This is a genomic window from Myxococcus xanthus, from assembly GCF_013116825.1.
In the GTDB taxonomy this organism is placed as follows: Bacteria; Myxococcota; Myxococcia; order Myxococcales; family Myxococcaceae; genus Myxococcus; species Myxococcus xanthus_B.
Genome location: NZ_JABFNS010000176.1, coordinates 1 through 15,769, shown reverse-complemented (window position 1 = coordinate 15,769; position 15,769 = coordinate 1). Strand labels below are relative to the sequence as shown.

The window sequence follows — 15,769 nt, the reverse complement described above, 5'->3', positions numbered from 1 at the left end:
CAGCCCGAGCGCCCGCCCGGGAATGGCTGAAGCGCGCTGCCGTCTGGACGGAATGTTCACGCGACGTGGGTCTGCGCATCCGGACGTTCATCCGGAAAACTCCTGCGAGAGTCCGGGATTGTGCCCATCATGGGAAAGTCATGCAAGCGCCGCTCGCAGCCCCACAAGCGAACCCGCGCCTGACACATGACGTTAGGATTGCGCAGTGGAGGCCGTTCTCGCGGGCCACTGCCTCAAGGAGCGTCCGTGGACCTGGAACAGATCTCAGAGATCCTGACCCGCCTCGAACAGCACGAGACACGCGCCGCTCGCACCCTGAACATGGTGCCGAGCGAGAACAGCATGTCGGCGCTGGCCAAGCTGCCGATGCTGCTCGATCTGCACCACCGCTATTTTTTCAATGATGGGGCAGAAGAGGAGCCCTGGGAGTTCCGGGGCGTACAAGAACTGTCCTCGCTGGAGACCGAGCTGGCGAGACCGCTGCTGCGTGAGCTGTCCGGCGCCGAGTTCGTCAATGTGCGCGCGCTGTCAGGGCTGAACCTGATGACCCTGACGCTGTCCGCGCTCGGAGGCCCTCCTGGCTCCACGGTGATGCTGCTGTCTCGCGCCCAGGGCGGGCACTATGCGACCGCGAGCGTCGCCGCCCGGCTGGGATTGAAGGTCTGCTACGCCACGGGCCCCGACGCGCACACCGTGGACGAGACACAGTTCGTCGAGACGCTGCGGGCCCACCAACCGGGGCTCGTCTACATCGATCAGTCCAACGCGCTGTTTCCCCTGGGCGTCGAGCAGTTGGCGCGGGCCGTCCAACGTGAGGCCCCGGACGCCCTGCTCCACATCGACGCAAGCCATTGGATGGGTCTGGTGCTCGGCCGCCAGCTCCCCAACCCGCTCGCGGAGGGCGCCCACTCTTTCGGCGGCTCCACCCACAAGACCTTCCCAGGTCCGCAGAAGGCCATCTTCGCCACCAACCGGCGGGACCTCTTCGAGCGATTCCGAGCAACCCAGCAGTACATGGTGAGCAGCCACCACTTCGGCGCGACGGTGAGCCTGGCGTTGGCGCTGCTCGAGTTCAAGCACTGCCGGGGTGAGCAGTACGCGGCCCAGGTGGTGCTGAACACCCGGCGCTTCGGCGCCGCGCTCGACCGTCTTGGGTTGGAGCTCGACGGCAAGGAACGCGGCTTCTCGGCCGGCCATCAGCTCTGGATCCGGACGCGGGCATCCGGCGTGGACGCGTTCACCGCGAGCCAGCGGCTGTTCGACGCGGGCATCCGCACCAATGCCTATCCATCGCTGCCTGGGATTCCTGAACCGGTCCTCCGGGTCGGCCTGAACGAGCCCACGTACCACGGACTCATGGCCGACGACATGGAGGAGCTCGCCGGGCTCTTCGTCGCGGCGATCCTCCAGACGCAGCCGACGGAGCAGATCGCCGGGCGTGTGGCGGCCCTGCGCGCGCGCTACCGGTTCCCCTACCGCTTCCCATCCGACGACCCAAAGCTGCTCGAACAAGCGATGCGACTGGTGCGTCTGGCGTTGACGCAGCCCGTGGAGTGAGGCCGCGGCAGGGCTTCCAGGGAACATGGACTGTCCGAGGAAGACGGGACAAGCTCGGACCATGAACCTGGTCCCCTTCGTGAACGAGCACCTGGAAGCGGCCGCCTCGCTGCTCGCCCTGCGGCACCGCGCCCATCGGGCCGCGCTCCCGCTGTTGCCGGGCGAGCCCGAGTCAGCCACGGAAGCGCGGCGGCTCCTGGAAGCGCTCCGGCAGCGGCCTCGCACGAGCGGCTTCGCCGCGCTCCAGAATGGGCAGCTCATCGGCTTCGCCCTCGGGACACTGCGAATCGACACCACGTGGGGGCGCTCGGCCTGGCTGTTCGCGCCCGGCCACGCCCTCGCCCCGGGAACGAGCCCGGAGGTGTACCGCGACCTGTATGCGGCCCTGGCCGCGCAGTGGGTCCAGGAAGGCTGCTTCGTTCACGCCGCGCTCGTCCCAGCCCATGACCGTCCCGCGCTCGAGGCCTGGTACGGCGCCGGCTTCGGGCATGAGCAAGTCCACGCGCTCCGTGCCCTGGACCCGGTGGACCTTCGGCCCGGCGTCCCAGACAGCCCCCTCCGGATCCGCCGCGCGGGCATGGACGATTTGGATCGGCTCCTGGAAATGGCGGGGCACATCTTCGAGCACCAGCGCGCGTCACCCGTGTTCGCGCCGTACCTGCCCGAGTTCTCCGAAGACTGGCCGCAGGACTACACAGAGCTGATTGAGGGCGAAGCCGATCGCATCTGGCTCGCCGAGCAGGACGGACGGCTGCTCGGGTTCGCCATCTTCAGCCCTGCCGAACAGACCCCCGACGACCTGCTGACGCCTCCGAATAGCGTCACCTTCACGGTAGGCGTCACACGGGAGGACGTTCGCTGCCGCGGCGTTGGCCGTGCGCTGTTCGCGCGTGGCGTGGAGGAGGCCAGGCAAATGGGATTCCGCGCCTGTATCACCGATTGGCGCGCAACCAATCTGGCCGCCTCTCGCGCCTGGCCTCGAATGGGCTTCAGTCCAGCACTCTACCGTTTGAGCCGCCGCATCGACGAACGCGTGGCGTGGGCGCGCGGCGCACGCTTCACCCAGACATAGGCCTGGAACGTGCCCCCTGGATTGAACTGCCATTGAAAGAACGGTACCTCTCACAATGCCGCCCTGCTCGCGGCGTATCCCCCTCAACGAACCGGACGGGCTGACCGATGTCACACCACGCCATCGAAGACATCTACCCGCTCTCCCCCCTGCAGCAGGGGATGCTCTTCCACACCCTGTACGCCCCCGAGGCAGGACAGTATTTCCTCCAGATTACGTGCACACTGGAGGGGCAGGTGGAGCCGGCGCACTTCGAGGCAGCGTGGCAGCACGTCCTCGATCAGCACCCAGCGCTGCGCACCTCGTTCACCTGGGAGGATTTGGAGGAGCCCCTCCAGGTCGTCCACCGCGCCGTCTCCGTGCAGCTCACCCGGCAGGATTGGGGCCACCTCGCACCGGAGGCACAGCGTCGTGAGCTGACGGCCCTCCTCGATTCGGATCGCCAGCGCGGGTTCGCGCTCGACCAGGCGCCGCTCATGCGGCTGCTCCTCATACGCACCGGCCCTCGGACCCACACGTTCGTCTGGAGCTGTCATCACCTGCTGCTGGACGGCTGGTCACTCGGGCTGCTCCTCGAGGAGTGCCTCGACGCGTACCACGCGCTCGTCCGGGGTGAACGCCCTGCGCGCGGCGTCACGCGTCCCTACCGCGACTACATTGCCTGGCTCCAACAGCAATCATCCGGGCAGGCAGAGCGCTTCTGGCGCGAGCGGCTGGCAGGCTTCTCCTCACCCACGCCCCTGCCGGTGGCGCGGGCCACGAAGGCCGAGGGTTCCTGGCATGGGCGCGCCTCGTTCAATCTTTCCGGAGAGACCTCGGAGCAGCTCCGCGTCCTTGCCCGGACGCACGCGCTGACGCCGAATACCCTCTTCCAGGGCATCTGGGCGCTGCTGCTCAGCCGCTATAGCGGCCAGTCCGACGTCGTTTTTGGCACCACGGTGTCCGGACGGCCCGCCGACCTGCCAGGGGCGCAATCCATGGTGGGGATGTTCATCAACACCCAGCCGGTGCGGACGCGGGTCGATCCAGACGGCCTCGTCCTGCCATACCTCCAACAGCTCCAGCGCGAGCAGGCCGAGGCGCGCCAGTACGAGTACAGCTCGCTCGTGCAGATTCACGGCTGGAGCGAGGTGCCGCGCGGCCAGAACCTCTTCGAGACGCTGCTCGTCTTCGAGAGCTTCCCCTTCTCCCACGCCGAGACCTCGCCGGGCGGTGGCGCGACCGTCACGGACATCGAGACCTACGACTTCACCAGCTACATCCTTCACATCGACGTCGTCCCCGGTCCCGCCTTCACCCTCCTGGCGAGCTACGATCGCCGGCAGCTCGACGACGCGACGCTCGCGCGGCTGCTGACGCACTTCGCGCGGCTGCTCGAGGAGCTGGCCCGTCATCCCGAGCGGCGCCTGGACGAACTCTCGATGCTGCCGGACGCCGAGCGCCGACAAGTCCTGCTCGACTGGAACCAGCAGCGGGCGGACTACCCGTTCAACAGCTCCATCCCACAGCTCATCCAGGAGCAGGTCGCGCGGACCCCGGACGCAATCGCCGTGGCCCACCGCGACGACCAGCTCACCTACCGCGAGCTCAACGCCCGGTCCAACCGGCTGGCGCATCCGCTCATCACGGAAGGCGTGGGGCCCGACGTCGTCGTCGCGCTGCTCGGCGATCGCGGGGTGGACTTCCTCGCCGCCATCGTCGGGATTCTCAAGGCGGGAGGCGCCTACCTCCCGATGGATCCAGAGCACCCCGCCGAGCGGCTGGCGCAGATCCTCGGGCAGAGCCAGACCCCCATCGTGGTGGTGTCCCGTGAGCGCCGCGCGCTGCTCGACGCGGCGCTGGCGCTCCTGCCCGCCGGTGCCCGGCCACGCGCATTGGAGATCCCGGAGTTGCTGGAGCGCCAGGCCCCAGCGGACGATCCGCCTTGCCGTAGCAACGGGCGGAACCTGGCGTATGTCATCTACACGTCCGGCTCCACGGGCGCCCCCAAGGGCGCCATGCTGGAGCACGCTGGGAAGATCAACCACATCCGCGGCATGATTGATTTCCTGCGGCTGGGGCCGGCGGACGTGATGGCCCAAACGGCCTCACAGTGCTTTGACATCTCGGTCTGGCAGTTCCTCGCCCCGCTGATGCTGGGAGCACGCGTCCAGATCCTCGACACCGAGCTGACGCGGGATCCCGCCCGCTTCCTGGCGGAGCTGGACCGGACAGGCATCACCCTCCTCGAGGTGGTTCCCTCGTTGATGACGGCGATGATTGAGCAGCTCGAGCGGATGGACCCCGCTCGGTTGCCGATGCAGGCGCTCCACTGGCTCATTCCCACCGGTGAGGTGCTCCCGCCCGCGCTTTGCAGACGGTGGCTGAAACTGTACCCGCGCGTGCCGCTGCTCAACGCCTACGGCCCGACGGAGACCTCGGACGACACGAACCTCTACACGGTGTCCCAGCCTCCGCCGGACGACGAGGAGCGCGTGCCGGTGGGCTACGCGCTGCCGAACCTGACGATGTACATCCTCGATGCGCGGCTGCGTCCCGTGCCTGTCGGGCTCGCTGGGGAGCTGTACATTGGCGGCATCGGGGTGGGCCGTGGCTACCTGAACAACCCCGCGCGCACGGCCGCATCGTTCCTGCCGGATCCGTTCTCCGCCCTCAGCGGGGCCCGCTTCTACAAGACGGGCGACATCTGCCGCTATCGCCCCGACGGAAGCATCGAGTTCCTCGACCGGGCGGACTTCCAGGTGAAGATCCGCGGCTTCCGGGTGGAGCCAGGTGAGGTGGAGTCGGTGCTCGCCCGGCACCCAACGGTCAGGCAAGCCGTGGTGGTGGCGCGCGAGTTGCCAACCCGCGGCAAGCAGCTGGTCGCCTATGTGGTGCCGCGCGAGGGGGCCTGGCCCGGAGCTGCCGGGGGCAGCACCCGCGACGGCCACGAGGGCATCACCCTCCTCCGTGAGTTCCTCCAGGGACATCTGCCGCACTACATGATGCCCTCTGTCTTCGTCGTGTTGCCCGCGTTGCCGCTGAACGCCAACGGGAAGGTGGACCGCAAGGCGTTGCCCATACCGGACGCCGCCGCTGCTCAGGAAGCGCGTCCGCCCGCGCCCCCCCGCTCCGATGTGGAGGAGCGGCTCGTGGCGCTCTGGCAAGAGGTGCTGTCGCGCCAGTCGATCGGCGTCGAGGATGACTTCTTCGAGCTCGGCGGTCACTCGCTGCTCGCCGTCCGCGCGCACTCCCGGCTGCGCGAACTCTTCGGCATCGACCTGCCGCTGCGGACCCTGTTCGAACTGACCACCGTGGCCCGGCTGGCAGAGAAGATCGAAGCCCTCCGCTGGGCGACCTCGGGCCCTCCCAAGGACGAGCCGGAGGACGCCGAGAGCGAAGAGGTGGAGTTGTGACGGTCCTCGAGCTGGTCACGGGGCTGCGCCAGCGCGGCGTGAGGCTGTGGCTGGAGCAGGAGCAGCTCCGTTGCAGCGCGCCCAAGGGCGTGCTCACCGAGGAGCTGCGCGCTTCCTTGCGCGCCCACAAGTCGGAGCTGATCGATTTCCTTCGAGAAGCCCACGCGGCCACCCCCACCCACGCCACCATCCCGAGCGCGCCGCGCCCCCCGCGGATTCCGCTGTCGTTCGCGCAGCAGCGGCTGTGGTTCCTCGACCGGCTCGAGCCGGACAGTCCCCTGTACAACATGGCGGTGCCGCTCAGACTGCGCGGTCCGCTCGACGTGGAGGCATTCCAGCGCGCCTGCTCCGAGGTCGTGCGGCGTCACGAGTCGCTGCGCACCACCTTCCAGATGGCCGAGGACCAGCCATTTCAGCTCATCGCCCCGCCAGCCCCCCATCCTGTCCCGGTGGTGTCGCTGGAGGCACATCCGCCCGACGACCGAGAGGCAATTGCCTCGAGGATGGCTCAGGAAGAGTCCTCGCGGCCATTCGATCTGACCCGGGGACCGCTCGTGCGGACCACCCTGCTGCGGCTCGCTCCGGACGATCACGTGCTGCTGCTCACGCTCCATCACATTGTCTCCGACGGTTGGTCCGAGACCGTGCTCGTGCGGGAGGTGGCCGCGTTCTACACCGCGGCCCCCGGCACCGGGCCCGCGCTACCGGAGTTGCCCATCCAGTACGCGGACTTCGCGCTCTGGCAACGCAACTGGCTCCAAGGGGAGGTGCTCGAACGCCAGCTCTCGTACTGGCGGCGGCAGCTCGCGGGCGCGCCGCAGGTGCTGGCGTTGCCATCAGACCGGCCGCGTCCGGCGGCGTGGAGTGGCGCGGGCGCCAGCCTGGGGTCCCTCATCCCCACGGAGCTGGCGGAGGCACTCCGGGCATCGGCACGGCGCGAAGGCGCGACCCTGTTCATGATGCTGATGGCGGCGTTCCAAGCGCTCCTTCATCGCTATTCCGGACAGGATGACATCGTCGTGGGCACGGACGTGGCCAATCGCAGCCGCGCCGAGACCCAGGGGCTCATCGGCTTCTTCGTCAACCAGCTCGCGCTGCGCACCCGCTTCGAAGGGGATCCTCCATTCCGGGAGCTGCTCGGACAGGTGCGCGCCACGGCGCTGGACGCGTACGCGCATCAGGACCTGCCGTTCGAGGAGCTGGTCAAGGTGCTCAATCCCGAGCGGAGCCGGGGCCATGCGTCCATCTTTCAAGTCAAGCTCCTGCTCCAGGACGTGGCGCTGTCGGAGCTGTCGCTGCCCGGCCTCACGATTCAGCCGGTGGAGGTGGAGCAGTCCTCCGCGAAGTTGGACCTCACCGTCTTCGTGGCGGAGACGCCGCGAGGACTGGAGTGCAAGTGGGAGTACAGCACCGAGTTGTTCGATGAAGGCACCATCCGCCGGATGGTGGCGCACTACCAGCGGCTCCTGGAGGGCGTGGTGGCAGACCCTGGCTGCCGCATCTCCGCGATCCCGCTCCTGTCCGCGGACGAGGAGCAGCAACTGCTCGCCGTCTGGAACGACACCCGGACGGAGTACCCCCACGCAGCCTGCGTTCATACGCTCTTCGAGGAGCAGGTCCGCAGCACGCCCGAGTCCCCCGCGGTCCTCCACGAAGGCGTCACGCTCCGCTACCGCGAGCTGAACGAGCGGGCGAATCAGCTCGCCAGGCGCCTGCAGGCGATGGGCGTTGGCCCCGAGACGGTGGTCGGCCTGTGCCTCGATCGCGGTCCGGAGTTGGTGGTGGGCCTGTTCGGCATCCTCAAGGCGGGCGGCGCCTATCTCCCGCTCGACCCGACCTACCCCTCCGAGCGGCTCGCTTTCATGCTCCGGGACGCCCGCGTTCCGGTGCTGGTCACCCTCGAACGAATCGCCGATAGGCTCCCCTCGCAGGGAGAGCAGCTGCTGTGCCTGGACGCGGACCAGGAGCCACTCGCGCGCGAGGCGACGTCGAATCTGGAGGTCTCCGTCACCGCCCGGAACCTGGCGTATGTCCTCTACACCTCGGGCTCCACCGGCACGCCGAAGGGGGCGATGATCGAACACCGGGGGGTGGTGAACTACCTGAGCTGGAGCACCAGCGTGTACCGCGTGGCGGAGGGCTCGGGGGCTCCGGTGCATTCCTCCATCTCCTTCGACCTGACGGTGACGAGCCTTCTCGCGCCGCTGGTTGCAGGAAGGACGGTGATGCTGATCCCAGAGGACGACCGGCTGGAGGGACTGGCCAAGACACTCCGAACGAAGCCAGATTTCAGCCTGGTAAAGCTGACGCCGACGCACCTGAGGCTGCTCGCGCGGCAGCTCGACGCGGCGGCGCTGGCCGGACAGGCGCGAGCGCTCGTCATTGGCGGAGAGACCTTGACCGCCGAAGCGCTGGAGCTCTGGAGGAGCCACGCGCCAGCGACACGGCTCATCAATGAGTACGGGCCGACCGAGACGGTCGTGGGCTGCTGCGTCCACGAGGCCCAGCCAGGTGACGCCCACACGGGGTCAGTCGCGATTGGCCGGCCGATCGCGAACACGCGGCTCTACGTGCTCAACGAGCACCTGCGCCTCGTACCAGTGGGAGTGCCCGGGGAGCTGTATATCGGCGGGGACGGCGTAGCCCGCGGCTACCTCGACCGGCCGGCGCTGACCGCGGAGCGCTTCGTGCCGGATCCGTTCGGCGGCGTCCCTGGTGCCCGGCTGTACCGGACGGGGGATCGGGTGCGCCGCTTCCCGGATGGAGTGCTGGACTTCCTCGGCCGCCGGGACGAGCAGGTCAAGGTGCGAGGATATCGCATCGAGCTGGGCGAGATTGAGGGGGTGCTCGGCCAGGCCCCCGGCGTCCGCGACGTGGTGGTGGTCGCACGCGAGGACATCGAGGGCAGCAAGCGGCTGGTGGCCTACGTGGTACCGGACGATGGCGCGGACGTAGAGCCCGAGGTGCTGCGCCAGCTCGCTCGCGCGAAGCTCCCGGAGCACATGGTCCCCTCGGTGGTGGTGCCACTGGACGCACTGCCCCTGTCACCGAACGGCAAGGTGGACCGCAGGGCGCTCCCCGCGCCAGAGGCGCTCGCACGCGAGCCCCACCACGCGTACGTCGCGCCGCAGACCCGCGCGCAAGCCCTGCTGTGCTCCCTCGGTGCCGAGCTCCTGCGCCTGGAACGGGTCGGCATCCGCGACAACTTCTTCGACCTCGGCGGCGACTCCATCATCGGCGTGCAGTTGATCGGCCGGGCGAACCGGGCTGGCCTGCACCTGACCCCGAAGCAACTCTTCGATCACCAGACGTTCGAGGAACTCGCTGCGGCGGCGGGTACCGGTGGGGCCATCATCGCGGAGCAGGGACTGGTCAAGGGCGACGTCCCACTCACGCCCATCCAGTGCTGGTTCTTCCGGCAGCCCCAGCCTGCCCCTCATCACTTCAACCAGGCCGTGCTGCTGGAAACCCACGCGTCCTTCCGCCCGGAGCTCCTCGAGCCAGCGCTCCAGGCGCTCCTGGCCCATCACGACGCGCTCCGCTTGCGCTTTGAAGAAGCCGGGCATGGCTGGACCCAGCACTGCGTCGAGTTGGAGCGCGCGCCAGCCGTGAGCACGTTCAATCTCTCCGGCTTGCCCCCGGAACATCAGCGCCGCGAGCTGGAGGCCACCGCGGCCAGCCTGCAAGAGAGCCTGGATCTCCAACAGGGGCCGTTGCTGCGGGCCGCGTGGTTCGACCTCGGCCATGGGAAGCCGGGGCGCCTGCTGCTCCTCGCCCACCACCTGGCCGTGGACGGCTTCTCGTGGCGTGTCCTGCTGGAGGACCTCCAGGCGGCGCATCAGTCCCTCCTCCAGGGACGCGAAATCCAACTCCCCGCGAAGACCACGTCGTACCAGCACTGGTCCAGACGGCTGCGCGAGTACGCGGCCTCCGCCGCCCCCGCCTTCGACTACTGGCGGCGGATGGCCCGCTCCAACGTGGCAAGGCTCCCGGAGGACCTGCCCGGAGCATCGGCCGCAAGCGACACCGCCGCGAACGCCCGGACCTACGCCGTGGAGCTCGGCGCGGAGGAGACGTCCGCGCTGCTCCGCGAGGTGCCTGAGGCGTTCCGCTGCGGGATGAACGATGTCCTGCTCACCGCGCTCGCCTCCGTGCTGGCGAACTGGACGGGGGGCCGAAGGTGGCTCGTGGACCTGGAGGGCCACGGCCGGGAGCCGCTGTTCGATGACGTTGACCTCTCACGCACGGTGGGGTGGTTCACCTCCATCTTCCCTGTCGTGCTCGAAGCCCCCGAGGGTGACGGCCTCGTGGAGCTGCTGGAGTCCGTGAAGGCCCAGCTCCAGCGCATCCCGAACCAGGGCATCGACTTCGGCGTCCTGCGCTACCTGCGCCGGGATGACGCCAGTGGTCCCCCCGCGGACGAAGCGCAGGTGCTCTTCAACTACCTGGGGCAATTCGATCAGGTGTTCGCGGGCGACGGCCTCTTTCAACCCGCGGAAGAGTCCCCTGGACCAACCGTCAGCCCCCTGGCGCCGCGCACCCACGCGCTCGAGGTCAACGGACTCATCCACGCCGGTCGGCTGAGGATCGGCTGGGCCTACAGCGAGGCCCGCCACCACGCCTCGACGATCGCCCGACTCGCGGAGCGATTCCTCCAGGTCCTGCGGGAGCTCGTCGCACTCGCGCGCTCGGGCGGGCACCGGGAGCGCGTGGCCCGTTTCCCGCTTGCACGGCTGGCACCGGCGTCTCTTGAGCGGTTGCTGGCGGAGGCGCCCGGCACGGAAGACGTGTATCCGCTCGTGCTCGGCCAGCGTGAGATGTTCGAGCACACGCGAGCCCACTCCGGGGCGTGGGCGTACTTCACCCAGCTCTCGTGCCGGGTGGTGGGCACCTTCTCGCCGGAAGCCTTCGTCGCGGCCTGCCAGCGTGTGATGGAGCGGCACCCCACGCTCCGTGGCGCGGTGGCCCTGGAGCCGATGGCGGAGCCCCACCAGTTCGTCCACCGCGCCCCCTCGCTCCCCGTCGAGCGGCTCGACTGGACGAAGCGAACGGACAGCGAGGCGCAGGTCCTGCTGGAGCAGTTCCTCGAGGCGGACCGCGAGACCGGTTTCAGCCCAGACCGGCCGCCGCTGCTACGGCTCACGTTCATCCAGCTCGCGCCACAGGCGTGCCACCTCGTGTGGAGCAGCCACCACGGCATGCTCGACGGTTGGAGCATGTCCCTGCTGCTGGAAGAGGTGTTCACAGTCTACGGGAGCCTCTCGCGCGGCGTCCCCGTGGAGCTTCCTCCGCGGCCCCCCTTCCGGGAGCTCGTCGCCTGGGTGCAGCGCCAGCAGCCCTGGCGCGCGGAGGAATACTGGCGGCGCGAGTTGGCGGGTTTGAACGGAACACCGGCGGCCTCTCACGCCCCAGCCGGCGGACAGCGCCCGCTGGAGCATGCGCGGTATGCGGAACGAACGCTCGAGATGGCGCCGGCCACCACGAAGGCGCTCCAGGAACTGGCGAGGACCCACCGGCTCACGCTGAACACCCTGGTCCAAGGCGCGTGGGCACTGGTCCTGGCCAATGGTCCCCGCGCCGAGGAGGTCGTCTTCGGAGTGACCGCGGCCGTGCGCCCCGTGGACCTCCCGGGTGTGGAGGACATGGTCGGCCACTTGATCAACACGCTTCCCACGCGGGTCCGGCTGGTACCGGACGCCCCCGTCATCGAGTGGCTGGCCCAGTTGCAAGCCCAACAGGCCGAGCAACGCCAGTTCGGCCACGTTCCACTTTCGACGCTGAGGCGTTGGAGCGGACTGCCGGACGACAGCCCCTTGTTCGACAGCGTCGTCCGCTTCGAGAACTACCCCATCCGCTTCGTCCTCGAGCGCGCGGCGCCGGGGTTCGCGGTGGAGGCCATGCGAATCATCGATCGCTGGCCCTACCCGTTGTCACTCGTGGCAGTCCCGGGCCCTCCGCTGAGGCTCGAGCTCGGCTGGCAGCGCGATCGGATTGAAGAGGACACAGCCACCCGTGCGCTGGCGCAGATGCAGTACGTGCTCGAGCGTCTCCTCGGGAACCCCGGACAGAGACTGTGTGCGCTGATGGAGGGACTCCAGGAGTGGGTGCTCCCAGCGCGGGTTGAATCAGGTAGCGGCGTCTGAGAGAATTCCGCAAAATCCGCAATTCACAGGTAGCGGTAGAGGGGAGCGCTCCCGGCCCACCCCGGAAGCAGCCCCAGCTCACCGTGGCGAGGCGGATCCGGCGGCAGCGGGCCAAAGCACAGGGGAGCGGTCATGGCGGAGTCGACACGTCGCGATTGCATCGTCATCGGGTACAACGAGACCCCGTTCGACGAGTACGAAGCCGGAATCCGGCGCTATGGCGAGGACTCCGAAGCCTATCGGGATCTGAAGTTCAGCTTCATCGAGCTCGAGGGCAAGCGGCTCAACTACGTGGACCTGCTGAACCACGTGTACCGCCGCGCCCTCCCCTCGGGGACGCCGCACGCGGCGTTCCGCTCTGGAGGCATCCCCAGCCTCGCGGCCGTCTATCTCTGCAGCTTCCTGCGCCGCCACGGCCACGACGTGACGTACCTCAACCTGTTTCAGCACGAGAAGGAGCGCCTGGCCGAGCTGCTCGCGCAAAACCCTCGCGCGGTGGCCATCACCACCACCTTCTACGTCCTCAATGATCCTGTCATCGAGATGGTGCAGTTCATCCGCCAGCACAACCCCGACGTCCGGATCATCGTCGGCGGTCCGCTGGTTGCCAACCATCACCGGCGCTACGAGGGAAATGAGCTCGCGGTGGTGCTCGACGACCTCGGCGCGGACATCTACGTCGTCGAGAGCCAAGGCGAACTCACGCTCTCGCGGGTGCTCGACCGGCTGAAGGCGGGCCAGGAGCTGGGCGACGTCCCCAACCTCATCTACCCCGCCGAGGGCGGGCCCGTCCGCGCCGGGCGCTACCGCATCAACCCACCGCAGGCGGAAAGCAACTCCCTCGACGAGAACTTCATCGACTGGCGCGGCATGGCGGAGCGCCCCCTGGGCCCCACGCTCCAGACCCGCACCGCCCGGAGCTGTGCATACAGTTGCTCGTTCTGTGCCTATCCCATGCGTGCCGGCAGCCTGACCCTGGCGGGCATGGATGCGGTGGCACGCGAACTGGACGCGATGGCTGAGCTGGGCACCCAGAACGTCGTCTTCATTGACGATACGTTCAACGTGCCGCTGAAGCGCTTCAAGGAACTGTGCCGGTTGCTGATCGAGCGCCGCTACGGCTTCAACTGGTTCTCCTATTTCCGGTGCAGCAACTCGGACGACGAGGCCGTGGACCTGGCGGCGCAGAGCGGGTGCCGCGGCGTCTTCCTTGGGATTGAATCCGGCTCGCCGCGGATCCTGGCCAACATGAACAAGGCCGCGACGGTTGAAAAGTACGTGAGCGGCATGAAGCGGCTGCATGCCCACGGCATCCTCACCTTCGCGTCATTCATCCTGGGCTTCCCCGGCGAGACGGAAGAGACGGTCGAAGAGACCCTCGCGTTCATCCAGGAGACCCGGCCGGACTACTACCGCACACAGCTCTGGTATTGCGAACCCGGTACCGCCGTGGATGCGAAGCGGCAGCAGTATGGGATTACCGGCCAGGGGTTCATCTGGCGGCACGACACCATGGAGAGCCTGGAGGCGATGGACCACATCGACCGGATGTTCCTCACGGTGAAGGACTCCGTCTGGCTGCCGCAGTGGTCGTTCGACTTCTGGATCATCCCCTACCTGCTCGGGCGGGGGCTCCAGACAGAGCAGTTCAAGGCGCTGATGCGGCTTGCCCACCAGCTCCTTGCGCTGGAGATCGCCTCCGTCTCTTCAGAGGCGAAGCGCGTCCAGCAGCGTGAATACGTGGGGCAGATGGAAGCGCTGGTGCGCCAATGGAGCGGCGCATCCTCCCAAGCGGTGCTGGCCGGAAGATGATGGGAGTTCGCAATTGAGCATCGAAGCGTATCGGCTCTCTCCTCAGCAGCTTCGTCTGTGGCGGTTGCACGGCAAGCACCAGACGCTCCGGGTCCAGGCATTGATGCGGCTCGAGGGCTCCCCCCACCCCGGTTCCCTCGAGCACGCGGTGGCGCGGCTCGTCGCGCGGCATGAGCCGCTCCGGACCCGCTTCCCGAGCCTGCCGGGCCTGGACGCCCCCGTGCAGGAGGTGATGACGAGCGGCGAGGTGGCGTGGGACCGGGTGGATTTCCGCACCCTCCCCGCCGCCACGCGCGAGGAACGTGCCCTCGCGCACTTCCAACAGGTGGGACAGCGCCCTTTCGAGCTCGGCACCGGCCCCGTCCTCCGCGTGAGCCTGATGACGTTGGACACCGGGCAGCACCTGCTGGGGCTGGTGGCGCCAGCGCTGTGCGCCGACGCCGCCACCCTGCGGCGCGTCTGCGCGGAGCTGCAGCGAGACATCGCAGGGCAAGCCCAGGAATCGGATCAGGATGGAGAGCCTGCCTCTCACCTCTCTTTCTCCGAATGGCAGAACGAGCTGCGCGAGGAGCTGACGGAGCGAGACCACCCCGCGGCCACCTTCTGGGAGAAGCACGGGACCACCGCAGGCGCGGCGGTGACACTCCCCTTTGAGGGGCCCGCAAACGCGGCACAGGCATTCGACCCGGCGTCGCTCGAGTTGACGCTGAACGTAGAGCGGCTGTCGCGGCTCGACGCGGCGGCGCGCGAGCTGGGGTGCTCCCTTCAGGGACTGCTGCTCGCCACCTGGAGCGCGGAGCTCTGGAAGCTGACCGGCCAGACGGACCTCGTGCTGGGCCTTCAGAGCGACGGACGCGAGCACGAGGAACTGGCGGAAGTGGTCGGCCCCCTCTCCCGCTGGGTGCCGCTCCACGTCCGCCTCGACGCGGCCCAACCGCTGGGCGAGCTGGCCCTCCAGCTCCAGCAGGCGCAGCGCGAGGCGCTGGAGTGGCAACGGTACTATGTCTGGCCTGCTGCGGATGGTGAGCGCGTCCCCGGCCGGGACTTCCCCGCCATCGGCTTCCGCTGGGAGGACTTGCCGGAGACGCCGCACGCGGGCGCGGGTGTGCTCCGACTCGAATCGGCGCGCGCCTACGTGGATCAATCCAAGCTGTGCCTCTGCTGCGTACGGACGCGGTCCACGCTCACGCTCGAACTCCAGTACGATCGAAGCCTCTTCCCGCCCGCAGCCGCTGAACAGGTGCTTGGGCAACTCGAGGCGCTCCTGGAGCAGGTAGCCGGCTCGCCGCGGGCGCGGTTGGATGGCTTGGATGCGGTGAGCCCACGCGAGCGGGCACGGTTGCTGGTGGACTTCAACGCCACGGCCCGGGAGCACCCGGCGCGCTGCGTCCACACCTGGATGGAAGAGCAGGCCGCACGCCATCCGGACCGGGTGGCGCTCGTCTACGAGGAGCGCACGCTCACCTACGCGCAGCTCGACGCGTGGGCCAACCGGGTGGCGCACGCGCTCCGCCGCCGGGGCGTGGGGCCGGAGATGCGTGTGGGGCTGTACCTCAACCGCTCGCTCGAAATCATGGTGGGAATCCTGGCCGTCCTGAAGTCTGGCGCGGCCTACGTCCCGCTCGATCCGAGCCAACCCCGGCAACGGCTCGCCGGGTTGCTCGACGACATCCAGGCGAAGGTCCTCCTCACCCAGAGTCGGTTGCGTGAAACCGTCCCCGAGGCCGAGGGGCGCGAGGTGCTGTGCCTCGACGAAGAGGCCGCCTTCGCCGGGGAACCCACCCGTGCCC

General features: G+C 68.6%; 6 protein-coding genes. All 6 read left to right on the top strand.

Annotation, left to right across the window (positions count from 1 at the left end; genetic code table 11):
• The first annotated feature begins 246 nt into the window (after positions 1-246).
• Complete coding sequence (locus HNV26_RS33760; RefSeq protein WP_171439565.1) at positions 247-1,557, top strand: PLP-dependent aminotransferase family protein; 1,311 nt, start codon at positions 247-249, stop codon at positions 1,555-1,557.
• Between the two features lie 61 nt (positions 1,558-1,618).
• Positions 1,619-2,629 (top strand): GNAT family N-acetyltransferase, encoded by a 1,011-nt coding sequence (locus tag HNV26_RS33755; protein WP_253817304.1) that lies wholly within the window; start codon positions 1,619-1,621, stop codon positions 2,627-2,629.
• A 107-nt stretch (positions 2,630-2,736) separates the two neighbouring features.
• Positions 2,737-6,024, top strand: a complete 3,288-nt coding sequence (locus HNV26_RS33750; RefSeq protein ID WP_171439567.1) for a non-ribosomal peptide synthetase — start codon at positions 2,737-2,739, stop codon at positions 6,022-6,024.
• Positions 6,021-12,167 (top strand): non-ribosomal peptide synthetase, encoded by a 6,147-nt coding sequence (locus HNV26_RS33745; RefSeq protein ID WP_171439568.1) that lies wholly within the window; start codon positions 6,021-6,023, stop codon positions 12,165-12,167. Before HNV26_RS33750 ends, HNV26_RS33745 begins: the two co-directional genes overlap by 4 nt.
• Positions 12,168-12,299: 132 nt before the next feature.
• Positions 12,300-13,979, top strand: coding sequence for a PhpK family radical SAM P-methyltransferase (locus HNV26_RS33740; protein WP_171439569.1), 1,680 nt, complete (start codon positions 12,300-12,302; stop codon positions 13,977-13,979).
• A gap of 13 nt (positions 13,980-13,992) precedes the next feature.
• Positions 13,993-15,769 (top strand): condensation domain-containing protein (locus tag HNV26_RS33735; protein ID WP_171452956.1); only part of this gene is annotated, 1,777 nt, incomplete at its 3' end.

What these genes read in the sequence shown, in the direction of transcription:
- HNV26_RS33755 (WP_253817304.1), top strand. Translation starts at nt 1,619, where the DNA reads ATGAACCTGGTCCCCTTCGTGAACGAGCACCTGGAAGCGGCCGCCTCG.
- HNV26_RS33750 (WP_171439567.1), top strand. Translation starts at nt 2,737, where the DNA reads ATGTCACACCACGCCATCGAAGACATCTACCCGCTCTCCCCCCTGCAG.
- HNV26_RS33740 (WP_171439569.1), top strand. Translation starts at nt 12,300, where the DNA reads ATGGCGGAGTCGACACGTCGCGATTGCATCGTCATCGGGTACAACGAG.